The 22,657-nt window shown below is 69.4% G+C and carries 27 protein-coding genes, 1 tRNA gene and 1 other RNA gene; 11 read left to right on the forward strand and 18 right to left on the reverse strand.

What is annotated here, in order from left to right:
* Positions 1–20 precede the first annotated feature (20 nt).
* Together ACIA75_RS11295 and ACIA75_RS11300 are read right to left on the reverse strand one after the other, a co-directional pair.
* On the reverse strand, positions 21–872 hold the full coding sequence (locus ACIA75_RS11295; protein WP_397102540.1) for an SURF1 family protein: 852 nt from the start codon (positions 870–872) through the stop codon (positions 21–23).
* Positions 872–1,378 (reverse strand): low molecular weight protein-tyrosine-phosphatase, encoded by a 507-nt coding sequence (locus ACIA75_RS11300; protein ID WP_397102542.1) that lies wholly within the window; start codon positions 1,376–1,378, stop codon positions 872–874. The genes ACIA75_RS11295 and ACIA75_RS11300 overlap by 1 nt, the downstream gene beginning before the upstream one ends.
* 43 nt (positions 1,379–1,421) lie before the next feature.
* Between ACIA75_RS11300 and cobC the strand changes: the two genes are divergently transcribed.
* The 4 genes from cobC to ACIA75_RS11320 all read left to right on the forward strand — a co-directional run bounded on the left by cobC (position 1,422) and on the right by ACIA75_RS11320 (position 5,796).
* A complete protein-coding gene (gene cobC / locus ACIA75_RS11305) occupies positions 1,422–2,465 on the forward strand; it encodes an Rv2231c family pyridoxal phosphate-dependent protein CobC (RefSeq protein WP_397102544.1) in 1,044 nt (347 codons plus the stop codon).
* Positions 2,466–2,543: 78 nt separating this feature from the next.
* On the forward strand, positions 2,544–3,665 hold the full coding sequence (locus tag ACIA75_RS11310) for a Nif3-like dinuclear metal center hexameric protein (RefSeq protein WP_397102546.1): 1,122 nt from the start codon (positions 2,544–2,546) through the stop codon (positions 3,663–3,665).
* Between the two features lie 115 nt (positions 3,666–3,780).
* Positions 3,781–4,518, forward strand: a complete 738-nt coding sequence (locus tag ACIA75_RS11315) for a zinc ribbon domain-containing protein (RefSeq protein WP_397102548.1) — start codon at positions 3,781–3,783, stop codon at positions 4,516–4,518.
* Between the two features lie 48 nt (positions 4,519–4,566).
* Positions 4,567–5,796 carry a bifunctional RNase H/acid phosphatase gene (locus tag ACIA75_RS11320; protein WP_397102550.1) on the forward strand — a complete coding sequence of 410 codons (1,230 nt, stop codon included), beginning with the start codon at positions 4,567–4,569 and terminating at the stop codon, positions 5,794–5,796.
* Between the two features lie 157 nt (positions 5,797–5,953).
* On the opposite strand, the gene ACIA75_RS11325 is transcribed toward ACIA75_RS11320, so the two are convergent.
* The 6 genes from ACIA75_RS11325 to ACIA75_RS11350 form a co-directional block, all read right to left on the reverse strand.
* Positions 5,954–7,003, reverse strand: coding sequence for an ABC transporter ATP-binding protein (locus ACIA75_RS11325; protein ID WP_397102552.1), 1,050 nt, complete (start codon positions 7,001–7,003; stop codon positions 5,954–5,956).
* Positions 7,000–7,839: a molybdate ABC transporter permease subunit gene (modB, locus tag ACIA75_RS11330; RefSeq protein WP_397102554.1), complete on the reverse strand. Its 840-nt coding sequence runs from the start codon at positions 7,837–7,839 to the stop codon at positions 7,000–7,002. Before modB ends, ACIA75_RS11325 begins: the two co-directional genes overlap by 4 nt.
* Positions 7,836–8,639 carry a molybdate ABC transporter substrate-binding protein gene (gene modA, locus ACIA75_RS11335; RefSeq protein ID WP_397102556.1) on the reverse strand — a complete coding sequence of 268 codons (804 nt, stop codon included), beginning with the start codon at positions 8,637–8,639 and terminating at the stop codon, positions 7,836–7,838. The genes modB and modA overlap by 4 nt, the downstream gene beginning before the upstream one ends.
* Positions 8,636–9,040 (reverse strand): molybdopterin-binding protein, encoded by a 405-nt coding sequence (locus ACIA75_RS11340; RefSeq protein ID WP_397102558.1) that lies wholly within the window; start codon positions 9,038–9,040, stop codon positions 8,636–8,638. The genes modA and ACIA75_RS11340 overlap by 4 nt, the downstream gene beginning before the upstream one ends.
* Before the next feature lie 71 nt (positions 9,041–9,111).
* The gene (locus tag ACIA75_RS11345; RefSeq protein WP_397102560.1) at positions 9,112–9,597 is read right to left on the reverse strand and encodes a GNAT family N-acetyltransferase; all 486 of its coding nucleotides are present in this window, start codon (positions 9,595–9,597) and stop codon (positions 9,112–9,114) included.
* Positions 9,598–9,648: 51 nt separating this feature from the next.
* Positions 9,649–9,837 (reverse strand): hypothetical protein, encoded by a 189-nt coding sequence (locus tag ACIA75_RS11350; protein WP_397102562.1) that lies wholly within the window; start codon positions 9,835–9,837, stop codon positions 9,649–9,651.
* Positions 9,838–9,986: 149 nt separating this feature from the next.
* On the opposite strand from ACIA75_RS11350, the gene ACIA75_RS11355 reads away from it, so the two are divergent.
* Positions 9,987–10,328 carry a hypothetical protein gene (locus ACIA75_RS11355; protein WP_397102564.1) on the forward strand — a complete coding sequence of 114 codons (342 nt, stop codon included), beginning with the start codon at positions 9,987–9,989 and terminating at the stop codon, positions 10,326–10,328.
* Positions 10,329–10,384: 56 nt separating this feature from the next.
* On the opposite strand, the gene ACIA75_RS11360 is transcribed toward ACIA75_RS11355, so the two are convergent.
* The 3 genes from ACIA75_RS11360 to ACIA75_RS11370 form a co-directional block, all read right to left on the reverse strand.
* Positions 10,385–10,882, reverse strand: a complete 498-nt coding sequence (locus ACIA75_RS11360; RefSeq protein WP_397102566.1) for a hypothetical protein — start codon at positions 10,880–10,882, stop codon at positions 10,385–10,387.
* Positions 10,883–11,064: 182 nt separating this feature from the next.
* The gene (fabG, locus tag ACIA75_RS11365; RefSeq protein WP_397102568.1) at positions 11,065–11,817 is read right to left on the reverse strand and encodes a 3-oxoacyl-ACP reductase FabG; all 753 of its coding nucleotides are present in this window, start codon (positions 11,815–11,817) and stop codon (positions 11,065–11,067) included.
* Between the two features lie 165 nt (positions 11,818–11,982).
* Positions 11,983–12,501: a TrmH family RNA methyltransferase gene (locus tag ACIA75_RS11370; protein WP_397102571.1), complete on the reverse strand. Its 519-nt coding sequence runs from the start codon at positions 12,499–12,501 to the stop codon at positions 11,983–11,985.
* Positions 12,502–12,751: 250 nt separating this feature from the next.
* Between ACIA75_RS11370 and ACIA75_RS11375 the strand changes: the two genes are divergently transcribed.
* Positions 12,752–13,249, forward strand: coding sequence for a DUF4870 domain-containing protein (locus tag ACIA75_RS11375; protein ID WP_397102573.1), 498 nt, complete (start codon positions 12,752–12,754; stop codon positions 13,247–13,249).
* A gap of 81 nt (positions 13,250–13,330) precedes the next feature.
* Here ACIA75_RS11375 and ACIA75_RS11380 read toward each other — a convergent pair whose 3' ends face one another.
* On the reverse strand, positions 13,331–14,218 hold the full coding sequence (locus tag ACIA75_RS11380) for an alpha/beta hydrolase (protein ID WP_397102576.1): 888 nt from the start codon (positions 14,216–14,218) through the stop codon (positions 13,331–13,333).
* A 176-nt stretch (positions 14,219–14,394) separates the two neighbouring features.
* On the opposite strand from ACIA75_RS11380, the gene rnpB reads away from it, so the two are divergent.
* Positions 14,395–14,808, forward strand: an RNA gene (gene rnpB, locus ACIA75_RS11385) — RNase P RNA component class A.
* 19 nt (positions 14,809–14,827) lie between these two features.
* On the opposite strand, the gene ACIA75_RS11390 is transcribed toward rnpB, so the two are convergent.
* Positions 14,828–15,211, reverse strand: coding sequence for a hypothetical protein (locus ACIA75_RS11390; RefSeq protein WP_397102579.1), 384 nt, complete (start codon positions 15,209–15,211; stop codon positions 14,828–14,830).
* A gap of 265 nt (positions 15,212–15,476) precedes the next feature.
* On the opposite strand from ACIA75_RS11390, the gene ACIA75_RS11395 reads away from it, so the two are divergent.
* Positions 15,477–15,535, forward strand: a tRNA-OTHER gene (locus ACIA75_RS11395).
* Between the two features lie 117 nt (positions 15,536–15,652).
* Positions 15,653–16,483 (forward strand): NAD(P)H-binding protein, encoded by an 831-nt coding sequence (locus tag ACIA75_RS11400; RefSeq protein WP_397102581.1) that lies wholly within the window; start codon positions 15,653–15,655, stop codon positions 16,481–16,483.
* A gap of 16 nt (positions 16,484–16,499) precedes the next feature.
* Here ACIA75_RS11400 and ACIA75_RS11405 read toward each other — a convergent pair whose 3' ends face one another.
* Positions 16,500–16,889: a hypothetical protein gene (locus tag ACIA75_RS11405; RefSeq protein WP_397102584.1), complete on the reverse strand. Its 390-nt coding sequence runs from the start codon at positions 16,887–16,889 to the stop codon at positions 16,500–16,502.
* Positions 16,890–17,267: 378 nt separating this feature from the next.
* Here ACIA75_RS11405 and ACIA75_RS11410 point away from each other — a divergent pair, with 378 nt between their 5' ends.
* Positions 17,268–17,600 carry a hypothetical protein gene (locus ACIA75_RS11410; RefSeq protein WP_397102587.1) on the forward strand — a complete coding sequence of 111 codons (333 nt, stop codon included), beginning with the start codon at positions 17,268–17,270 and terminating at the stop codon, positions 17,598–17,600.
* A 94-nt stretch (positions 17,601–17,694) separates the two neighbouring features.
* Here the strand turns inward: ACIA75_RS11410 and ACIA75_RS11415 are convergent, their stop codons facing one another.
* The 4 genes from ACIA75_RS11415 to panB all read right to left on the reverse strand — a co-directional run bounded on the left by ACIA75_RS11415 (position 17,695) and on the right by panB (position 20,948).
* Complete coding sequence (locus ACIA75_RS11415; RefSeq protein ID WP_397102589.1) at positions 17,695–18,576, reverse strand: CHAD domain-containing protein; 882 nt, start codon at positions 18,574–18,576, stop codon at positions 17,695–17,697.
* Entirely contained in the window at positions 18,573–19,538 is a 966-nt protein-coding gene (gene pip, locus ACIA75_RS11420) for a prolyl aminopeptidase (RefSeq protein WP_397102591.1), read from the reverse strand. Before pip ends, ACIA75_RS11415 begins: the two co-directional genes overlap by 4 nt.
* Positions 19,538–20,005: a hypothetical protein gene (locus tag ACIA75_RS11425; protein WP_397102593.1), complete on the reverse strand. Its 468-nt coding sequence runs from the start codon at positions 20,003–20,005 to the stop codon at positions 19,538–19,540. Before ACIA75_RS11425 ends, pip begins: the two co-directional genes overlap by 1 nt.
* Positions 20,006–20,093: 88 nt before the next feature.
* Positions 20,094–20,948 (reverse strand): 3-methyl-2-oxobutanoate hydroxymethyltransferase, encoded by an 855-nt coding sequence (gene panB / locus ACIA75_RS11430; protein ID WP_397102596.1) that lies wholly within the window; start codon positions 20,946–20,948, stop codon positions 20,094–20,096.
* Positions 20,949–21,114: 166 nt separating this feature from the next.
* Between panB and ACIA75_RS11435 the strand changes: the two genes are divergently transcribed.
* Positions 21,115–22,656, forward strand: coding sequence for an alpha/beta hydrolase (locus ACIA75_RS11435; RefSeq protein WP_397102598.1), 1,542 nt, complete (start codon positions 21,115–21,117; stop codon positions 22,654–22,656).
* The last annotated feature ends 1 nt before the right edge of the window (position 22,657 follow it).

Genomic DNA, 22,657 nt, shown 5'->3' on the forward strand with positions numbered 1-22,657 from the left:
TCGTCGTGCCGATGTCGTGGTCAGCGGGTGCGGCCGTAGCGGTCGGCCAGCCGTTCTTCCTTGGTGGCGGGCTCCGGCAGGGATTCTGTGGTTACGGGCTGAGCTTCCGCCGGTGTGCGTTGTTTGCGGCGTTCGCGGATCTCCGCCCAGGCGAAATAGCCGAGACCCAGTGGTGCCATGACGCCGAACGCGAGCCATTGGAGGCCGTAGGAGAGGTAGGGGCCGGAGTCGAGTTGCGGGAGCGGGACGGGGGTGAACGCGCCCGGCTGGTCCTCCGCGAGTTGCAGGTAGGCGCCGCGCTCACCGACCGGTAGCGGCGTCAGCGGCAGACCTGTGACACCGGTTTCCTGCGGGACGTCGATCGAATAGACGTGCGGGATACCGTTCTGCACGGCCGGGGCGCGTTCCGGATCGACGTTCTCCGAGACCCGTACCCGCGCTTCGATCCGTTGCGTTCCGGCGGGCGCCGATTCGATCGGGGGTGGCTGGGAGCCGTTCACCGCGGCCACCAGCCCGCGATCGACCAGCAGGGTGCGGCCGTCGGTGAGCGTGAACGCCGACAGCACGCCGTAGGCGGGGGCGCCGTCGAGATGACGGAGCCGGACAAGCACCGTCGAGTCCGGGACATAGCTGCCCTCGGCGAACACCTTCCGCCATTCGGTCGCCGCGCCCGGATCGCCGTCGAGGAGATCGGTGACGGGGATCGGTTCGGCGTCCACCGAATCGGCGATCAGCTGGTTGCGTTCGGAGGTGGCATCGTTCTTCCCCAGCTGCCAGGGGGCCAGCACGGTGAAACACAGATAGGCGAACGCGATCACCACCCCGAGCAGGATGAGCCAGCCGGGGCGCAGGAAGAAGGTGAGGCGGCGCATCAGGCCGGCTCGCCGGTCACGGCGGGGCGCGCCGCGAGGGTGCTGTGCACCCAGGCCAGCAGACCGGGGACGGCCGCCTCGATCTGGGTGCGGACCAGCTCGAATTCGGTGGTCGCGCCGTTGTACGGGTCGGGCACATCGGGGCCGTCGGCCTCCGGGTCGAAGCTGCGCAGCAGCCGCCGCCGCTCGAACGGGACGCCGCGGACGGCGAGGTGCCGGTCGTGTTCGGTGGTCATCGGGACGATGAGGTCGGCGTTGCTGTGCGCAGTGCCGAACTCGGCGGCCCGGTGTCCGGTGGGGTAGCCGTAGCGGCGCAGGGTCGCGGTGGTGCGGGGATCGGCCTCCGCCCCGGCATGCCAGCCGTGAGTGCCCGCGCTGCTCACCCGGACCCGGCCGGCCAGGCCGGCGCGCGCCAGATGCGCGGCCAGGATCTTCTCCGCCATCGGGGACCGGCAGATATTGCCGGTACAGACGAACGATATGTGCAGCTCACCCACGACAGCCATTCTGGCGGGTCCGGCGGCACCAGCGCCACGTAGGGTGCGTCTCATGCTCGCCGACCACGTCGATCTCGCCGGCCTGCGTCACCACGGTGACGTGGAAGCCCTCCCGGGTCTGCTCGATTTCGCGGTGAATGTGCAGGGCAGCGCGCCGCCCCCGTGGTTGCGTGAGCGCCTGGCCGCGGCCCTGGACGATCTCGGCAAGTATCCGTCGGCGGCCGACGACCGAGCCGCCCGGGAAGCGGTCGCGGCCCGGCACGGGATCGCCGCCGATCAGGTCCTGACCCTGGCCGGCGGTGCCGAGGGCTTCGCCCTGCTGCCGCGGCTGCGGCCCCGGCTGGCGGCGGTGGTGCATCCGTCGTTCACCGAACCCGAGCTCGCCCTGCGGGAGGCGGGCGTGGCGGTGACGCGGGTCGTGCTGGAGCCGCCCTACTCGCTGGATCCGGCGCTGGTACCCGACGAGGCGGATCTGGTGATCGTCGGCAACCCCACCAACCCCACCTCGGTCCTGCATCCGGCACAAACCCTGCGGGCACTGCGCCGGCCGGGCCGGATCGTCGTGGTGGACGAGGCATTCATGGACGCGGTGCCCGGCGAACCGGAATCGCTGGCCGCGGAAGCCGGCGCCGGACTTCTCATCCTGCGCAGCCTCACCAAGACCTGGGCGCTCGCCGGGTTGCGCTGTGGATACATGCTGGGGGAGCCGGGCGTGCTCCAGCGGTTGGTCCAGGGTCGCGCGCACTGGCCGCTGGGCACCCTCCAGCTCACCGCGATCGCCGCCACGGCCTCGCCGCGAGCGGTCACGGAATCCGTGGACCGGGCGCAGCGGATCGCGGCCGATCGCGCGGCGATGGCCGCGCGGTTGACCGAGACCGGCGTGCGGGTCGGGTCTCCCGCGGCCGCGCCGTTCCTCCTGCTCGAGGTCCCGGACGGGGAACTGGTGCGCAAACAGCTGCGCATGGCAGGTGTCGCGGTACGCCGCTGCGATACCTTCCCGGGGCTCGGCCCGGACCATCTGCGTGTCGCTGTGCGGGCGGAATCCGATGTCGATCGGCTGGTGGACGCGTTGTCCGCCGCGGGAGTATCGGGCTGACAGGATCGGCCGACGAGGCCGGTGGCTTTCGCAGCGATACGCCCTGAAGAGTGGAGAAATGTCGACGGAAGGTGTGGTGTGGCGAGGCTCGCGGAACTCATCGAAACACTGGAGACGGCCTATCCGCCCCGGCTGGCCGAATCGTGGGATTCGGTGGGCCTGGTGTGCGGGGACCCGGACGAGGACGTGCGGCGGGTGCTGTTCGCCGTCGATGTGACCGGGGCCGTGGTCGAGGAGGCCGTCACCTGGGGCGCCCAGGCCCTGGTGGCGCATCATCCGCTGTTGTTGCGCGGGGTGGACAGTGTGGCGGCCGACCGGCCGAAAGGCGCGCTCGTCCATCGGCTCATCCGGGCGGGCTGTGCGCTGTTCACCGCGCACACCAATGCTGATTCCGCCGATCCCGGCGTCTCCGACGCGCTGGCGGAGGCGCTCGGCCTCTCCGTCACCGGCCCCCTGGATCCGAAACCTGTTCCTGCCGTGGACAAATGGAGTATCCAGGTCCCGGTCGACCACGCCGAATCGGTGCTGGCCGCCCTGTTCGCCGCGGGCGCCGGTGGTACCGGTGACTACCGGGAAGCGGCGTGGCGGGTCACCGGGACCGGCCAGTTCCGGCCGCTCGACGGGGCGAACCCCGCGGTCGGCACAGTGGGGGAACTGACCCGGCTGACCGAGGACCGTATCGAAGTCGTCGCCGCACCGCGGGCCCGGGCCGCGATCCTGGCGGCGTTGCGTGCGTCCCATCCGTATGAGGAACCCGCCTACCACGTCACCGAACGCGCACCCCTGTCCGGCAACCTCGGCCTGGGTCGCGTCGGCACCCTGGCCGAACCGCTGACCCTGCGCGAGTTCACCGCCCGGGCGGCCGCCGTTCTGCCGGAGACCACCTGGGGTGTGCGGGCCGCCGGTGACCCGGACCGCGTGCTGTGCCGCGTCGCCGTCTGCGGTGGTGCGGGCGATTCGCTGCTCGACACCGTGACCCGGCTCGGCGTCGACGCGTATCTCACCGCCGACCTGCGCCACCATCCCGCCGACGAGCATCTGCGCCGATCCGGTCCGGCCCTGATCGATGCCGCCCACTGGGCCACCGAGTTCCCCTGGTGCGCGCAGGCGGCCGGGGTGGTCCGCGCGGGCCTTCCGGAAGTGGAAACCCGGGTGTCGCGGGTGCGGACCGACCCGTGGACCGTCGGTTGCGGCGGCTGACGGCGCGGCGCCCCGTCCGGTATCCGGTGTTGGGACCGGCCCGCGGTGGGACCGGGCGGTGACCGAGTACGGTGGACGTTCTATCCGTCCACAGCGTGCAGGGAGTTCGTTCGCGTTGAATGTCGAACCATCGATTCAGGCCCAACTGCTGCGTCTCGCCGAGGTCGACACCGAGCTGACCCGGATCGCGCACCGGCGCAAGGTTCTGCCCGAACAGCAGGAGGTCGACCGGTTCGAGGCCGAACGCAACGCGCAGAAGGACGCGGCGGTGGCCGTGGAAATCGTGCTGGACGATCTCGACCGCGATACCCGCAAACTCGAGGGCGAAATCGAGGCGGTGCGGAAACGCGAGGACCGTGACCGCGGGGTGCTCGAAGCCGGTTCGGTCGGCGCCAAACAGCTCTCCGAACTGCAGCACGAACTGGGCAGCCTGGAACGCCGCCGCTCGGTGCTCGAGGACGAACTGCTGGAGGTCATGGAGCGGCGCGAGGCCTCAGCCGCCGATCACGAACACGCCGGTGCCCGCCTGGACCGCGCCGAAATCGATCTCGCCGCCGCCCGCGACCGCCGCGACGCCGCGCTGGCCGACCTCGAGGTCGCCGAGCAGCGCTGCGATACCGACCGTGCGAACCTTCTCGGCGCCTTCCCGGACGAACTGCTGGCGATCTACGACCGCCAGCGCGCCGCCCACGGAACCGGCGCGGCGCTGTTGCGGGCCCGGCGCTGCGGTGCGTGCCGGATCGAACTGGACCGCGGCGAGATCGCGCGGATCGCGAAAACCGCACCCGATGTGGTGGTGCGCTGCACGGAATGCGGCGCGGTGCTGGTGCGGACCAAAGAATCCGGATTGTGAGTTCGAGGCCCCAGCGGTGGGGCCGTGCGGCGGGAGCGGGAGGCCGGTATGAGTGTGCGCGAGGTGATCGTCGAGGCCGACGGGGGTTCCCGGGGTAATCCGGGAACGGCGGGCTACGGCGCCGTGGTATTCGACGCGGACCGGGTGGGGGTGCTCGCCGAACGCAAGGAAGCCCTGGGCGTCGCCACCAACAATGTCGCCGAGTACCGGGGTCTGATCGCGGGGCTGGAAGCCGCGGCGGAACTCGGTGCGCGGGTGGTCACGGTGCGGATGGACTCCAAGCTCGTGGTCGAGCAGATGTCGGGTCGCTGGAAGGTCAAGCACGCGGCGATGATCCCGCTCGCCGACCGCGCCCGCCGCCTCGCCGCGGGATTCGACCGGGTGACCTACCGGTGGATTCCGCGCGCCGAGAACTCGCACGCCGACCGGCTCGCGAACGAGGCCATGGACGATGCCGGGCTGATCGAGGAGGTCCACGAGGCCGTCGCCGCCACCTCCGCCGACGCGCCCCGGCAGGGGAGCGGCCCGGGAACATCGGGAACGACCCCGTCCGGCGCCGGGGAACAGGTTCCGGCGACCACCGCGGCAGCGCGCGCCGATCCGGCCGCCGACTCGCGGAGCGCGGCCGCCCGTCTGTCCGGCTCACCCGGCTGGACCGGAGCGACCGGCCGCCCCACTCGCTTCCTGCTGCTGCGCCACGGCCAGACCGAATTATCGGTGCAGCGCCGCTATTCCGGCCGCGGGAATCCGCCGCTCACCGCGGTGGGCCGGGAGCAGGCCGCCCGCGCAGCGAAAATGCTTGCCGCCAAAGGCGATATCTCCGCCGTGGTCACCTCCCCGCTCGGCCGCGCGCGGGAAACCGCCGAGGCGACGGCCGCCGCGCTGGGGCTGGAGACCCGAGTGGTCGAGGGGCTCACCGAAACCGATTTCGGCGACTGGGAGGGCCTGACCTTCCGCGAAGCCGCCGAACGCGATCCGGACCTGCACGCCCGCTGGCTGGGCGACCCGTCGCTGCCCGCCCCGGGCGGGGAGAGTTTCGACGAGGTCCGCGAGCGAGTGGAAGCTGTACGCCGCGACCTGGTGGCCCGGTATCCGGGCGCGAATATCGTGGTGGTCAGTCACGTCACCCCCATCAAAACGCTGCTGCAGCTCGCGCTGGGCGTCGGGCCGTCGCTGCTCTACCGGCTGCATCTGGACCTGGCATCGCTGTCGCTCGCGGAGTTCTATCCGGACGGCGGCTCGTCGGTCCGGCTGGTCAACGACACCAGCTATCTCTGACAGGGCCCGATAACCGGAGTTGCCGCGTACCGCCTGCCGGCGTTCCCGGTTCACGCTCTGATCGGGGTGTCGACGTCGGTTCCCTGGCCGCGGTGAACAGTGCCGGTGTGCTGGGCATGATCGCGCCGCAGGTTCCGGGTCGAGCCGTGCCGGCCTGCTAAGCCGGGTACGTGTGGACCTCGGTGGCCTTGAGCGCCGCCCACAACTCGGAGCCAGGTGCGATCCGCAACTCGGCGACGGTGGCGGGAGTGATATCCGCGAGTGCCCGGACCGCACCGTCGAGGCGTACCCGCACTGTGTGTGCGTGCTGTTCGAGACCCGCCACGGTGACAGGCCAGGCGTTGCGCGGACTCCCGCCCGGACGTTCGGGATGCAGGCTTACGGCCGACGGTGCGAAGGTCAAATGTACCGGCCCGTCGGCGGGTTCGGCGACGGTGAGCTCACCCCCGCCGTCGAGCCGCACCCGTGTTCCGGCCGCGGTGCCGCGGAACAGGTTGAGCCCCACCAGTTCGGCCACATAGTCCGACCGGGGCCGCCGCGCGACCTCGGCGGGTCGGCCCTGCTGGACGATCGCGCCGTTCTCCACGATCACCAGCCGGTCGGCCAGCACCATGGCATCCAGCGGGTCGTGGGTCACCAGCAGGGTATGCCCCGGAAAGTCGCCGAGGTGGCGGGCCAGTTCGGAGCGCACCCGCACCCGGGTCGCGGCGTCCAGCGCCGCCAGCGGCTCGTCCAGCAGCAGCACCGCCGGTTCGACAGCCAGAGCCCGGGCCAACGCAACCCGCTGCGCCTGACCACCCGACAATGCCCGCGGCCGGGTGCGAGCGTATTCGGCCAAGCCCACCCGCTCCAGCCAGTGCGCCGCCCGTTCGCGGGCCGCGGCCCGGCGCAGACCGCGGGCCCGCGGGCCGAACGCCACATTGTCCAGTGCGTCGAGATGGGCGAAGAGCAGATAGTCCTGGAACACGACTCCGGCGGACCGGTGTTCGGCGGGGACGAAATCGACCGGCGGCGCGTCCCACACCTGTTCGTCCAGCCGGATCGAGCCGCTGGTCAGCGGGGTGAGCCCGGCCAGGGCGCGTAGTGCGGTGCTTTTTCCCGCGCCGTTGGGTCCGAGCAACGCGACCACCTCGCCCGGTGCCAGGGTGAGGTCCAGGTCGAGGGTGAAGTCGCCGCGGGTCACCCGCAGTTCCGCTTCGAGCGTCACAGCACCCCCCGGATCCAGCGTTCCCGCAGGGCGGCCAGCACCACCACCGATACCAGCAGCAGGACCAGGCTGAGCACGATCGCGGCGGCCGGATCGGTTTCGAGTGCCAGGTACACCGCCAGCGGCATCGTCGTGGTCCGGCCCGGGAAATTACCGGCGAAGGTGATCGTGGCGCCGAATTCGCCGAGCGCCCGGGCCCAGCAGAGCACCGTCCCGGCCACCACGCCCGGCAGGATCGAGGGCAGGGTCACGCGCCGGAAGGTCAGCCAGCGGGAAGCACCCAGGGTGGCGGCGGCCTCCTCGTAGCGCGGGTCGGCACCGCGCAGCGCGCCCTCGACGGAGATCACCAGGAACGGCATGGCCACGAACGCTTCGGCCAGCACCACACCCGCGGTAGTGAACGGCAGCGAGATCCCGAACCAGTCGTAGAGATACTGGCCGATCAGCCCGCGCCGGCCCAGCACCAGCAGCAGTGCCACGCCGCCGACCACGGGTGGCAGGACCAGCGGCACGGTGACCAGCGCGCGGATCAGCCCGCGGCCGGGCGGGTAACCGCGGGCCAGTAACCAGGCGAGCGGGATGCCCAGCAGCAGACAGATCACCGTGGCCAGGCTCGCGCAGACCAGGGAGAGCCGCAGCGCCTGCCCGACTTCCGCGCTGAACAGCCGCTCCGGCAGCCCTTGCCAGGGTGCGCGGATCAGCAACCCAGCGAGCGGAACGATCAGGAACAGCAACCCGAGCAGCGCCGGCACGACCAGGATGAGCGGCCGCCGTCCGCGGACCGCGCGACGCCGTTGTAATGCCGCCGCCCGGCGCCCTGCGGGGCCGAGGCTCACGGTGCGTCGAAACCGGCCGTGGCGAAGACCGAACGAGCCTGCGGAGTCAGCACGAAATCGACGAAGGCCGCCGCCGCGGCCGGATTCGGGGCCGCGGCCACCGGAGCGATCGGATAATCGTTGATCGCCTCGTCCGCTTCGGGGAACTCGATACCGGTCACCGTGTCACCCGCGGACCGCACATCCGTCCGGTACACCAGCGCGGCATCCACCTCACCGAGCGTGACCTTGGTCAGCACCGCCTTCACATCGGGTTCCCGGGTATCGGGTTGCGGGGTGACACCGGCCGCGGTGAAGACCTTGTCGGCGGTCGCCCCGCACGGCACCTGCTCGGCGCACAACGCGATCCGCGGTTCGGGTCGACCGAAATCGGCCAGCCCGCTGATACTGCCCGGGTTACCTGTGGGCACCGCGATTTCGAGCCGGTTGCGGACAAAGGTGACCGGCCCGGTGGTGACATCACCGGAGGTGACCACCTGCTCCATATTGCGCGGCGCTGCCGAGGCGAACACATCGGCCGGGGCGCCCTGCCGGATCTGCTCGGCCAGCGCGGAACTGCCGGCGAAACTGAACACCACGTCCACTCCGGGATGAGCTTCCTCGAACTGCTCGCCGAGCGTGGTGAACGCTTCGGTGAGCGAGGCCGCGGCGAAAACCGTGACGGTCCCGCCGAGTCCGTCGCCCGCCGCCGTGCTGCCCGGGTCGCCGCCGGTGTCCTCCGCCGCGCAACCCGCCAGCACGGTGACCAGTACGGCCGCCGGGGCCAGATGGCGCAGTACGCGCCCTACTACCGTTTTCATCGTCCGCTCTCCGGTATCTCGACGACCACATGCGTCGACTTGACCGACGCCACCGCCACAACGCCCACTTCGAGCCCGAGTTCGTCCACCGATTCCCGGCTCAGCAGCGAGACCAGCCGGAACGGCCCGGCCTGCATCTCCACCTGCGCCATCACGGTGTCGGTGACCACCCTGGTCACAATGCCACGCATCCGATTGCGCGCCGATGCCGCCACGGTCACGCCGGGTTCCGGGGCCTCGGCGATCTCCCGCGCGAACTCCGCCAGATCCTGTCCGCGGACCCCCTTGCGCCCGTTCTCCAGGCGTACCGCCGGAAGCCGCCCCTGATCGATCCAGCGTCGCACGGTGTCATCACTGACCCCGAGCAGCCCGGCGGCCTCCTTGATCCGCAGATACGTCACGCGGCGCAGTATATATCCGTATATGCGGGATTATGAGGTCTCTCGACCTTTCCGCCGGGCCCGATGTGCGCTCAGCGCTCGTGGGTGAGCGCCCGCGCCATTTCGTATTCGGGGCGCGGATCGTACTCACCGCACGGCTGGACCGCTCCGGTGCGGACGAACCCGGTGCGCCGATACAACTGCTCGGCCGGCCGGTTGCCGCCGAGCACCCACAGCCGGAGCTCCCGGTGCCCGGCTGTGCGCGCCCACTCGATCACCGCGCCCACCAGCCGATCGGAGACTCCCGTCCCGCGAGCCGCGGGTGCGGTCCACATCGACACCAGTTCGGGACCGCCGGCCGTGACAATGACACCCGCCGACCCCACCGGTCCCGAATCGGCGCGCGCGACGAAGAACGGATGCCGGCGCCCGGCCCACTCGCGCCACTGTTGTTCGCCCCAGCGCAGTGCTTCGGAATGGCTGGAGGAGAAGGTGCCGGGCGGTGATCCGGCGAGCGCGTCCAGCCGGACCGTCCGCGCGATCGACCATTCGTCCGGTTCGATCGGTGCTATCCACATGTCCTCGATGCTGATCCGGAAATCCTGATGCGGCAACTGATTTCGCGCTGATCAGCAGCTGTTGCGCAGGAGCTCCGATATTCCGGTGATCCTGGTGTCGAAGGCGGTCCACAAGGTTCCGTCCGTCGTCCGCCGGAGTGTGAACCGGTACTTGCCGTAGCACGCTCGCGATACCGCCGACAGCCGGATCCGGCCGATCACCTGGTAGCGGTGTCCATCGATATGTACGGTCTGATACATAGCCTGCTCGCCCCTCTCGTCGTCCGGTTGTGTGCCGACTCGGTGGCCACAGTGGCAGGACGGTGCTGAAGGAACCCTGAAACGAACTGAAGGCCCCTTCAGGAACAGAGCGGGAAACCGGTGCCCAGGAACCGGATTATCGTGGGGTCATGACATCCGACGCGGACGCTGCGGAATGGGTACCCGCCACGTGCACCCTGCCCGCCGCGGAGCGGCCGGTCCGGGTGGCCGAATTCGACGAGTTCTTCGCCTCCTCGGTCACCGCGATGGCGCGGCGGGAACCGGCCCGGCTCGAGTTGTTGCTGGCAGGCGGAGCCGAACCGGCCGGTCGTGACCTGGCAGCCAGGGAATCGAGCTGCTGCTCGTTCTTCTCGTTCACCTTCGACGCCGGGGAGACCGGAACGGTCATGGGGATCGAGGTGCCGCCGACTCGGACTCCGGTGCTCGACGCCCTCGAACAACGGGTACACGATCGGGGACACGTCCCGTAGCCGGTCACTGTGACACCTTGCGGGACAAGGATATACGTTCTCCCCTGCGGGTGGGACTAACGCGGCGCCAGCGTGTATTCGACGGAAACCGAGTCAGGCGAATGCATTTCCTCGGTGGTGACGGTCGCCTTGTAGTGGCCGGGCTCCTTGGGCAGCTGCGCGCTGTTGTACCACGGCAGATGCTGATCGGGGTCGGCGATCGAACCGGCCGCGCCGGCGAACTCGATCGGCACCTCGCCGGTGGCTCCGGTGTCCAAGTTCTGCCAGGTGACGTACGCGGTGGTCCGGCAGGGGCTGTCCGGGTCGGACGGTTGGTCGGAGACGAACGTCGGGTCGGTGTTGTAGAAGGCGAAGGTGAGCGTGATGACCCCGGTGGGCTCGTCGACATTGCCCCGGATATTTCCGTAGCAGAAACCGCTGCCCTCGGTGACCAGCGTGTTGAGCGGCTCCTCCAGCGCCGGGCCGGCCGACGCGGGGCCGGCGAGAGCGATGACGGGGACGCAGACGAGTGAGGCCGCGGCCAGACCGGAGCCGAGCGTGCGCGCAGAGCGCATAGTGTCCTCCCGATGTGTGGCAAACCCTTTCGTTTGCGTAATCGCCACACAGGCGGACGCGTTACCCGGCGCAAGATGCGGTTCCTGGACGCGCTCGCAAGGCGCAGTCCAGTGCCCGTACCTCCGCCGGATCCGGGGAGTGGCGGGATGGCCCGGATGCCGGGACCATCCCGCCGTCGTGCTCAGTCGCGCGGGCCGCCGGCCACGTAGATGACCTGGCCCGAGACGAAGCCCGCGCCTTCGCTCACCAGGAATGACGCGGTATGCGCGATATCCTCGGGCTGGCCGACACGGTTCACCGGGATCTGTGACGCGGCGGCCTTCTGGAAGTCGTCGAAGTCGACGCCCACGCGGGAAGCGGTCGCGGCGGTCATATCCGTGACGATGAAACCGGGCGCGATCGCGTTGGCGGTGACGCCGTACTTGCCGAGCTCGAAGGCCAGGGTCTTGGTGAAGCCCTGCATACCGGCCTTGGCGGCGGAGTAGTTGACCTGGCCGCGGTTGCCCAGCGCCGAGGTGCTGGACATGTTGACGATGCGGCCCCATTTCTGCTCGACCATGTACTTCTGGGCGGCCTTGGTCAGCAGGAAGGCGCCGCGCAGGTGCACGCCCAGGACCGTGTCCCAGTCGTCGACGCTCATCTTGAACAGCAGGTTGTCGCGCAGGACGCCGGCGTTGTTGACCACGACGGTGGGCTGTCCCAGTTCGCCGGCCAGCCGCTCCACCGCGGCGTTCACCGAATCTTCCTTGCTGACATCCGCGCCCAGCGCGAGCGCCTGCCCGCCGGCGCCGGTGATCGCCGAGACGGTGTCGGCGCACGCGGCTTCGTCGAGGTCGAGTACGCCGACCTTCATCCCGTCGGAGGCCAGCCGTTTGGCGATGGCGGCCCCGATTCCCCGGGCGGCGCCGGATACCACTGCGATCCTCTCGGCCATGCGTTCGAAGTCCTCTCCTGTGGGCGATAGTCCTTACGCCATCTAACAACGTGTGCGGGCGGGGAGCGAGAGGGTGCCGGTACAAGATCTCTCCGGTATTGCTGTGCCGATCGGACAGTGCTGGTCGGCCCGGTGTGCTCGATCAGCTCAGCACTGTGTGCTCGATCAACTGAGCCCGGCCAGTTTGTAGAGCACCAGGCTTCCGGCCACCGCGACATTGAGGCTGTGGCCGGTGCCGACCATCGGGATCTCCACCGTCAGATCGACGCGTTCGAGCCCCTCGGGCGGGATACCGTCCGATTCGTGCCCGAGGACGATGACGGTCCGGCGCCGGGCCGCCGGGAGATCGGCCAGCCGGATCGATTCGTCGGTGAGTTCCACGCCGATCACCGCCGAGCCGCCGGCGCGCTGCCGGTCCAGCCATGTGTCGACCCGTCCGTCGATCCAATGCACGCACTGGCGGCGCCGCAGCGTATTTCCCTGGGCCAGCGCGTCGGGCACCCAGGGCCGGCGCGGTACCGCCAGACAGGCGCCGACCGCATCGCAGGTGCGCAGCATGGTGCCGAGATTGACGCCGTGTTTGGGCCACAGCGGTGCGACGATCAGATGATTCCAGCAGCCGTGCGCCCGCTGCCTGCGCTGCCGCCGCAGATCGGGGCGGGACCGCACGCGCGGGGCGCTCATCGGTGGGCGGGAAAACCCTTCCCGCAGAACAGATTCGGTGCGGTGGCCCGCATTCCGGTGCAATGATTCATACGCGGGATGCTTCGCGGCGCATCCGGGCCATCGCCGGGACCGGCCGTCGAACCGGCCGATACTGGCATCCAGAGTACTCGCCGCACAATTCACCTAGGTGTGGGAATTTGCCACTCCCGTGGCGCCCGGAACCGCTCTATTGTCTGAAACGTCCTGTTACCAGTCAGTTTGGAATGTGATGACCGCTCCTCAGCCGCCCTATGACCCGGCCAAAGGTCAGCCCGCCTCGCCTCAGCAATACCCGTCGCAGCCGGATTTCGGCGCGCAACCGCAGTACGGTGCGCCGCAGCAGCCTTACGGTCCCCCCGCTCAGCCGCCCTACGGGGCACCACAGCAGCCCTACGGCGCCCCGGTTGCGCCCTCCGATGCCAGGACCTGGGCCATGCTGGCGCATCTGGGCGGTATCGTGCTCGGTTTCATCGCCCCGCTCATCGTGTGGGTGATGTACAAGGACCGCGACGAGTTCGTCCGCCGGCATGCGGTGCACGCGCTGAACTTCCACATCCTCCTGACGATCAGCCTGCTGGTGTCGTCCGTGCTGATCATCGTCCTGATCGGACTGCTGCTGTTCCCGGTCGTCTGGATCGCGGGCATTGTCTTCTCGATCCTGGCCGGAATCGCGGCCAACAAGGGTCAGGAATACAAGTATCCGATCAACCTGTCGCTCGTGAAATGAGCTGGTGCGGGCCGGTAACCAGCCGCCCGCACTGATGCCGCGGTACCGGATCGGCGCAGTTGTCCGGTACCGCGGCGCTCGTCACGGCCGCAGTACCGAGGTCAGGAATTCGGTCTGGTCGTATACGGCCTGTTCGAAGACATCGTCGAAATAGATATCGAAATGCCCGGCGGGGTAACGCTTCACCACGGAATGTTTCGTTTTGCCGGCGGCTCGCAGGGCCGGTTTCGCCGGGTTGATCGAATCCTTGTCGCACAGGGCGTACAGCACCGGCATCTTCAGTTCTTTCGCGTGCCGGCCGGGGCGGGCGAACAGCAGCGGGAAACCCGCGCGCGCGGGGACCTTCGGCCGGTAGGCCGGGCTCTCCTCGGCCAGCCGGCCGAACCCTGCGGGGACGTCCGTGCCGGTCAGCATCGCCGTCGCCCGTTTGCGCCCGGCCAGGCGGATCTGCACCGGTTTGCGGAATATGGTGCCGAACAGCACATCCGTGATCGCCAGCGTGGTGACCTTCACCAAGCTGATCGGTCCCTTCGCCAGCGCCGACGATATTCCGCTGACGAACGGCACCTGCGCGACGACCGCCGCGATATAGGCATCGTCCGGCGCCACCGCCAGGACGTGGCCGCCGCCGAGCGACGTCCCCCACAGCGCGATCCGCGTGGCGTCGAAACCGCGCAGTGTTCTCGCGTAGGCGATGGCGGCGGTCCAATCCTCGCGCTGCCGCGCAATATTGACCACCTGCCGCGGTTCTCCGTCGCTGTTACCGAAATGCCGGTAATCGAAGACCAGCACCCCCATCCCCGCCGCGGCGAACCGCCGCGCGAATCGATCCAATCCCATTTCCCGATTCGCCCCCAACCCGTGTCCCATCACGACGATGGGGCGGGGCTTGGGCGGACCGGCCGGTAGGTACAACCAGCCGGCACATTTCTGACCTCCCGACGGGAAGCCCACCTCGACACGCTCCATGATCAGTGACGGTACCGAGTTGTTGTTTCGCGGGGATTGTCAGTCCGGCTGGGCACGGACGCCGCGGTGGGGCGCCGGGCGGCCGCGGCGTCCGGACGAGCGGAATCCGTCCGGCCACCGCCCACGGGATGCCGGGCCGTGAACTCGGTATCCACCCGGGTATTCTGTGCGACGGATGAGCCGGCCGGGCGGTCGCGGCGCCGGGAACGGACACCGAACGGTGTCTCGCCCGATGTCGAGGAAAGTCCGGACTCCACAGAGCAGGGCGGTTGCTAACGGCAACCCGGGGCGACCCGCGGGACAGTGCCACAGAAAACAGACCGCCCGCGGCCCGCAAGGGTCGCGCGGTAAGGGTGAAACGGTGCGGTAAGAGCGCACCAGCGCCCCGGGTGACCGGGGCGGCTCGGTAAACCCCGCCCGGAGCAAGGTCGAAGGCCGCACCACCGGTGCGGTTGCGCAGGTGTCCGAGGGCTGCTCGCCCGAGCCTGCGGGTGGACCGCTCGAGGTACCCGGCGACGGTGTGCCCAGATGGATGGCCGCCACCCGGTGCGAACCGGGGACAGGATCCGGCTTAGAGGCCGGCTCATCCGCTCCGGGCCGGTCGGCCCGTCACCGAACCGGTGCGGGCCGGGGCGTGTGGGCCGCGGTCCGGACAGAACTGTTGCCGCGGGTGGTGGCGGCGATGGTGCCCGCCGGTTCGGGTGTACCGGTGGGCCGCGGCCGGCGCGCGGGCTTCTCGACTCGGCCGTGGGAGTTCTCCCAGCCCGCGATGAAGGCCGCCCGCACCACGCCCACCTGGTCGGCGTCGATCCGGCATCTCGTGCGGTATTCGTCCCAGGCGGATTCGCGGGCTTCCGTGGCCCGGTTGCGGATACCCGCCGACAACACCTCGCCCGCCAATTCCGATACGGTGCGCCCTTTCACGGCTGCTCGGTTCATGAGGATCCGGTGGTCCGCGCTGTGGAGACGGATCAGGATGTCGATATAGCTCATCGGAACTTCCTCGGGCTGAGCCTTCCCCGGAACGTCGGCTCCGGTTGGGGCAGGGCGGTTTTCGGATGACCGCGGTGCGCGTGGCAAGCCCACCTGCGGTCGTATGCCCGGTCGGTGCGGTGTGCGGTGCAACGATGGGTTGCCTGCCTTATCGGGTCCGCGGAAACGGGGGTTACGGCCCGGGGTGTCCCAAAAAGTAGGGGGTTGGACACCCGAACCCGGGCGCATTAGAGTCACCGCGTCGGCACGTCAAGGTGGGCGGGCCGGAGCAGTGCCGGTTATCGCCCTTTCACGGCGGAGACGCAGGTTCGAATCCTGCCGGGAACTTCGGTTCTCGTCGTCCAGCGGTCCAGGACTCCCACCGGCGTGCGCACCACGACCGTCCACCCGCGCCGACCGAATGATGCGCGTAGCGTGCCTCATCGTGGCGGAGGGGAATGGATGACGATTCTGGTTACCGGTGCCACCGGCAATATCGGCCGGAAAGTCGTCGATGAACTACTGGCCCGGGGCACGAAGGGAATCCGCGCCTTGACCGTCGACCCGGTGAAGGCAGCGCTCCCGGACGAAGTCGAGGTTGTGCGCGGGTGGGTGCGCAGACCCGAAACCCTGGCCGGCGCACTGCAGGGAGTGGAGCGGATGTACCTGGCGCCGGTGCCGGACACCGTGGACGAGGTGCTGGCGCTCACCCGCGCCGCCGGGGTCCGGCATATCGTCGACCTGTCCGGTGAACCGGAGAGCTGGTGGGGTTCGATCGCGACCGCGGTGGAGGCGAGCGGCCCGGATTGGACCCACCTGTGGCCCGGGGATTTCATGGAGAACACCGGTATCTGGGCGCGGCAGATCCGGGAGACGGGCGCGGTCCGCGAACCCGATCCCGACGCCGGGAGCACCCCGATCGCGATGGACGATATCGCGGCCGTGGCCGCTGTCGCGCTGACGAGCGACGACCATCTCGGCCGGGCCTACTCGCTGACCGGACCGGAGAAACTGAGCCGGGCCCAGCTGGTGGCCGGACTGGCCACGGCGCTCGGGCGCGAGATCGAGTTCGTGCGGGCCGATCGCGCGGAAACGATCCGGGCACTCACTCCCACCATGGGTGATACCGCGGTCTGGTATGTCGACAACGTCCTGATCGGGCTGGACGAGCACACCGCGCTGCCGAACCAGGTCGCCGCGGAGATCCTGGGACGGCCGGCGACGACCTTCACGGAGTGGGCGGCGCGCTACGCGGCCGAGTTCTTCGACCCTGCAGCCGGAGACACCGCGTGACCCGGAAAGTCCGTGGTCACTGCTGCCCGCACAGGGCCGCGACCATCTGATAGACGGCCTGGGCTTCCTGCGGAGTGGCAGCGGTACCGTTCGTGCCGAGGCGTTCGGTCAGCGCGGTGGTCGCTTCGTCCTCCGGCGTCCCGGAGCGGATATCGGCGCAGGTCTCGGTGAAGAGGCCCGTGATCGCGGCGTCGTCCCTGCCCTCGGCCAGGCCCGGGAAAGCACCGCGGAAGCCGATCACGAAAGAACCGGCCTTCACCTGGTCGATCTTCGCGGTATCGGGGTTCGCGGCGGCCGAGGTGGCGGTCGCGGCGGTGTCGGGCGCCGCGCTTTCGCTCTGGCAGGCGGTCGCGGCGACAGCGAGAACGGCGAGGGCGGCGGGAAGCAGGACGAACGGTCTTTTCACGGCCGGATAGTAACTCCACGAGATGGACACCGCCCCCCGCCGGGCGGGGGACGATGTTCATCCAGCGGCAACTCAGGCCGAGGGACCGATGACGAACATCTGCGCCAGCGCGGTGGCCTGCTGCGGGCCGAGGATGGGGAGCAGATAGTCATAGATAAGAGTGGACATACGTGAGGAACTCCAACTCGGATTCGTCGAACGCTTACGGTCCGCCACAGTAGCAGTCGTCCGGTGCCGAAGTACTTATCGCACAGAATTCGTGCAGAGGTGGCATAAAAGGTGATCGGCGTCATAAGGTATGCGCGTCGGCAGGCTCGCCTGGCGCGGCTGTGCCCGGTCGAGCCGATTCATACCACTCAAAGACAGGTCACAACGCATATGCGGGTAGCACGTACCTTGGCAACCGGAGCTTTTATCGCCGGGGCCGCATCTGTTCTCGCTACCGTGGGCGCCGGTTCGGCCGGTGCGGTCGCGGTGCAACCACTGCCCGGTGGGGTGCGGGTGGACCTCAGTCCCGCGGACACCCGCTGGGTGCACAACAGTAATTTCGGGCATGCCCTCGCGGCCATCCCGCATCCGTCGGCGCCGTCGTTCGGTCTGGCGCTGGATGCGGCCGCGGCGGTGTCCTCGGCTCATCCGAACGGGCGGGTGGTTTTCACCGTATTCGGGCCGTTGCACGAACTGAGCGGGTCGATGCTGGCGTTGCAGTAAACGCGCGCACAGCTTTTCGCGGCTCGGGCCGGTATCGGAACTCGGTACCGGCCCGAGCCGTCCGTATTGCCGGAGTAGATCCGTGACGAACGGTTCAGGCTTTATCGATGGCCGCGGCGGCCGCCGGATATCGAGCCAGGCAGCGTCCGGCCGCGGTGTCCTCGGCGTCGGCCAGGGTTTCGTACAGCGCGGTGCTCTCACCCGCGGCGTGTGCCTCGGCGGCGCGGGCCCGTAGCGCGTCGTACGATTCGACCGCGTCACGGTGATCGCCGAGTACGGTCTGCAGCTGTTTGGCCCGCTTGCCCAGATCCGCGGCGGTCTCGCCCACTGCCGGTGCCGCCGCCTCGCAGGAATACCGTAATCGCTTGGCGCTCTTGCGGATATCGTGCAGTAGTTCGACCCGGTCGGCCGGTGCCGCGGTCGGTTCGGCACGGACGAGGCGCCGCACCCGTTTGCGGTCGGCGCGCAATACCTGGTCGAACACCTCGGCGGCCGGGGTGTGGCTCGCCGATTCGATCAGCGGGGGATCGGTGCGCCACGTTTTCAGTTCGCGTCGCACTGCCCGATACCGTTTGCTGTCCAAGGCGGCGAGGATATCGGCATGCGCGGCCGCGTACCGGGCCCGCTCGGCGCGCACCAGCCGTTTGCGCGTGGGTTTCAGTGCGGCACAGTCCGGTTCGGCGTAGCGATCCAGCAGGGCCGCAAAACGCGCACCGCGGACCTCCGCGTCCCGGGCAACGCCCAGGATGGCGGCGAGCCAGGCGAGTTCGGTGCGGATCCGGTTCGCCGCGTCGGGGTCGAGCAGCCGTTTGTAGGAGCGCAGCACACTGCGCAGCCGCCGGGTCGCGACCCGCATCTGATGCACCGAATCCTCGGTATCGGCACGGACTTCCGGTTCGGCGTCGATCAATCGTTCGATATCGTCGCGGAGGGCCGCGGTGAGTGCGGCCCCGGCGGTCGGGGGTTTCTTGCTCATGGCCGTACTGCCGCGAAAGTGTCGGTCGCCTCGACGAGGTGATGGATTATCCCGGGTTCGGTGGCCGAATGGCCGGCGTCGTCGACGATGTGCAGACGTGACTGCGGCCAGGCCCGGTGCAGATCCCAGGCGCTCACGGCCGGGCAGACGATATCGTGCCGGCCCTGCACGATGACCCCCGGAATATCGGTGATGGCAGCGATATCGCGCAGCAGCTGTCCCTCGTCGAGAAAACCGGCGTGGCGGAAATAGTGGTTCTCGATCCGGGCGAAGGCGAGCGCGAAGCGGGGATCGCCGCTGTCGGCCACGCGCTGCGGGTCCGGGCGCAGGGAACTGGTGGCGCCCTCCCAGGTGGACCAGGCGATCGCGGCCGCGGTCGCGACCTCGGGGTCCGCGGAATGCAGCAGCCGGTGATAGGCCTCGACCAGGTCGCCGTCGCGTTCGGCCATCGGCACCGGGGCGAGGAATTTCTCCCATTCGTCCGGATACACATAACCGGCGCTGCCGTTGTAGTACCAGTCGATTTCCTTGCGGCGCAGCAGGAATATCCCGCGCAGTACCAGTTCGGTGACCCGTTCGGGATACTGCTGCGCATAGGCCAGCGATAACGTCGACCCCCAGGAGCCGCCGAAGACGAGCCACCGGTCGATACCGAGTTCGGTCCGTACCGCCTCGATATCGGCGATCAGGTGCGCGGTGGTGTTCACCGACAGATCGGCGCCCTCGGCGATATGCGGGGTGGATTTTCCGCAGCCGCGCTGATCCAGCAGCACGATCCGGTAGCGCTCCGGATCGAAGTAACGGCGGTTCAGTTCGGACGTTCCGCCGCCCGGACCGCCGTGCAGGAACACCGCGGGTTTTCCGTCCGGGTTCCCGCTGGATTCCCAGTAGATCGACTGGCCGTCGCCGACCTCGAGCAAGCCGTGGTCGTACGGTTCGATCGGCGGGTAGAGCGGGCGCATCACAGCGACGCCAGTCCGGAGGCCAGGTCGGGCAGTTCCAGCGCTTCGATGGCCTGGGTCCGGACATCCGGGCAGGCTTCGGTGGTGACGCGGTCGACGACGGCCTTGTCGGCAAGGATCTGGCCGTTGCCCACACCGTTGGTGAAGGCCCATTCGTGGGCCATCAGGTTGAGACCGATACGGCCCACTGTCGGACCCTGGACGCGCCAGTTCGGCAGCTCCGGCCGCATCATGTCGCACAGGTTCTGCGCGGCCTTGTCGGTGACCTCGATCTCGGCGGGTGCGGCGCTGGTGCCGGTCGGCTCGGAGGTCGTGGCCGAGGTGGTGGTGGAAGCTTCGGAGGAGGCCGGTGTCCCGGAACCGGTCTGTACACCCCCGCAGGCGGTGAGCAGCACCGCCCCGCACACTCCCGCCACCATGAGGGCGCCCCGTGCTGTCGTAGCGGTTGTCCAAGAGCGTTGCCGCATCAGTACCTCTGCACTCGAGTCGAAACAGTCGACTTCGAGTTTGCCATCCCGCGCCGGAGCGAGAAGCCGCTCCGGCGCGGGGGCGGGCTCAGAAGCTGTGCTCGGGACCCGGGAACGTGCCGCGGCGTACTTCGTCGGCGTAGGTGGCGGCCGCCGTGCGCAGCTCGTCACCGACCGCGGCGAACTGCTTCACGAACTTCGCGGTCTTCCCGCTGGTGTACCCGGCCATGTCCTGCCAGACCAGCACCTGGGCGTCGCACTCGGCACCGGCGCCGATACCGACTGTCGGGATGGTGAGCTTGCGGGTGACCTGCCCGGCGACCTCGGCCGGCACCATCTCCATCACCACCGAGAACGCGCCCGCCGCCTGGACCGCGATCGCGTCGGTGAGCAGGCCCTCGGCGCCCGCACCGCGGCCCTGCACGCGGAAGCCGCCGAGGGTGTTCACGCTCTGCGGGGTGAAGCCGATATGCGCCATGACCGGGATACCGGCGGCGGTGAGCAGCGCGATCTGGTCGGCGACACGTTCGCCGCCCTCCAGTTTCACCGCGTGCGCGCCGCCCTCCTTCATGAACCGGGTGGCGGTCGCGAGGGCCTGTTCGGGGGAGCCTTCATAGGTGCCGAACGGCAGATCCGCCACCACCAGGGCATGCGGGGCGCCGCGCACCACGCCGCGGACCAGCGGAATCAGCTCGTCGACGGTGATCGGAACGGTGGTGTCGTAGCCGTACACCACATTCGCGGCCGAATCTCCGATCAGCAGGACCGGGATACCGGCCTCTTCGAAGAGGCGCGCGGTGGAGTAGTCGTAGGCGGTGAGCATGGCCCAGCGCTCGCCCGTCGCCTTCATCTGCTGCAGATGCTGGACGCGGGTCGGCCGCCGGACCGGTTTCGCGGAGCCGGTGGCGCCGTAGGCGGGGGTCTCCGTTGCGGAATCGGACATGCCTGATGTTTCGGACATCATCGTCCCTTTCGTCTCCTCGAGGCCCTGGCCGGGTCCCCGGGTTCGGTTGACGTCTTCCAGTGTGCACCCGCGCCCGAGCCGGAACTAAGCCCGCGACCTGGTGCAGTTGGTCACATACCGGGGAGTCGGCCCTGGTAGCGCTAGCATGGCGGCGGTGCGGAGCGGGTGTGGTGTGCTGGCGGGTGTGCTGGCGGCAGTGGTGGTCTGCGTCGTGGGATGCGCGGACGACCGAGGCGACCCGGTGGCGGCCCCGGCCCCGGTCCCCGCGGAACTGAGCCGCTTCTACAGTCAGGTCCCGGCCTGGGAGTCCTGTGCCGGCTACGCCGCGCCGGGGGAGGCGTTACCGCCCGCCGCGCAGTGCGCCCGGATCGAGGTACCCATCGACTACGCCGACCCCGACGGCCCGACCGCGCAACTGGCCCTGTCCCGGCTGCGGGCCACCGGCGAGCCGATCGGGTCGTTGCTGCTCAACCCCGGCGGGCCGGGGATGTCGGGGCTGTCCACCGTCGCGATCGGCGGCGGGACCCCCGTGGCGGAGCGGTTCGACCGGGTGGGCTTCGATCCGCGCGGTGTCGGCGCCTCCACACCGGCCGTGGCCTGCCTGACCCCGCAGGAAGCCGACGCCGAACGGGCCGAACCGCCGGAGCCGAACACACCCGAGGGGATCGCCGCCGACGAGGCCGAGAACGGCGAATACGCCGACAACTGCATGGCGCGTACCGGGGCCGAGTTGCTCGCGCATATCGGGACCCGCGAAGTCGTCCAGGATATGGACATCATCCGGGCGGTCCTCGGCGATCCGAAGCTCAACTATCTCGGTTACTCCTACGGCACCCGGCTCGGCGCGGCGTACGCGGAGAAGTATCCGGGGAACGTGCGCGCGATGGTGCTCGACGGTGCGATCGATCCGGCCCAGGATCCGGTGGCCGAATCGCTGCGCCAGGCCGCCGGGTTCCAGCAGGCCTTCGACGCCTACGCCGCGGACTGTGTGCGCTCACCGGACTGCCCGCTCGGTACCGACCCGAAGCAGGTGATCCCCCGTTTCCGGGCCCTGGTGGACCCGCTGTGGGACAACTCGGCAGCCACCACCGACCCCCGCGGCCTCAGCTACAGCGATGCGATCACCGGCGTCCAGCAGACCCTCTACAGCGCCGATTTCTGGCCGGTGCTCACCGTCGGGCTCACCGAACTCGAGCAGGGTCGCGGGGATACGCTGCTGCAGCTCGCCGACCTGTACAACGGCCGTCGCGACGACGGCACCTACAGCAACCTGACCGATGCCTTCAACGCGATCCGCTGTGTGGACGATCCGCGGGTCACCGACCGGGCGGTGGCCGGCCGGCAGGACACCGAATACCGTGCGGCGGCGCCCTTCCTCGACGACGGCCGCGGGACCGGTGCCGCGCCGCTGGAGCTGTGCGCGGGGTGGCCGGTACCCAGCACCAGCCAACCGCACGAGATCTCCGCGCCTGGGCTGCCGGAGACCGTGGTCGTGTCGACCACCGGTGATCCGGCCACGCCCTATCAGGCGGGTGTCGACCTGGCCGGGCAGCTCGGTGCGGCCCTGATCACCCATGAGGGCGATAGTCACACGATCGTTTTCAACGGGGGCGCGAGCTGCGTCGATGACGCCGTGATCAGCTATCTGATCGATCTGAAATCCCCGCCCGAGGGCCTGCGCTGCTGAC

This window comes from Nocardia sp. NPDC051750 (genome assembly GCF_044453135.1).
Lineage (GTDB): Bacteria > Actinomycetota > Actinomycetes > Mycobacteriales > Mycobacteriaceae > Nocardia.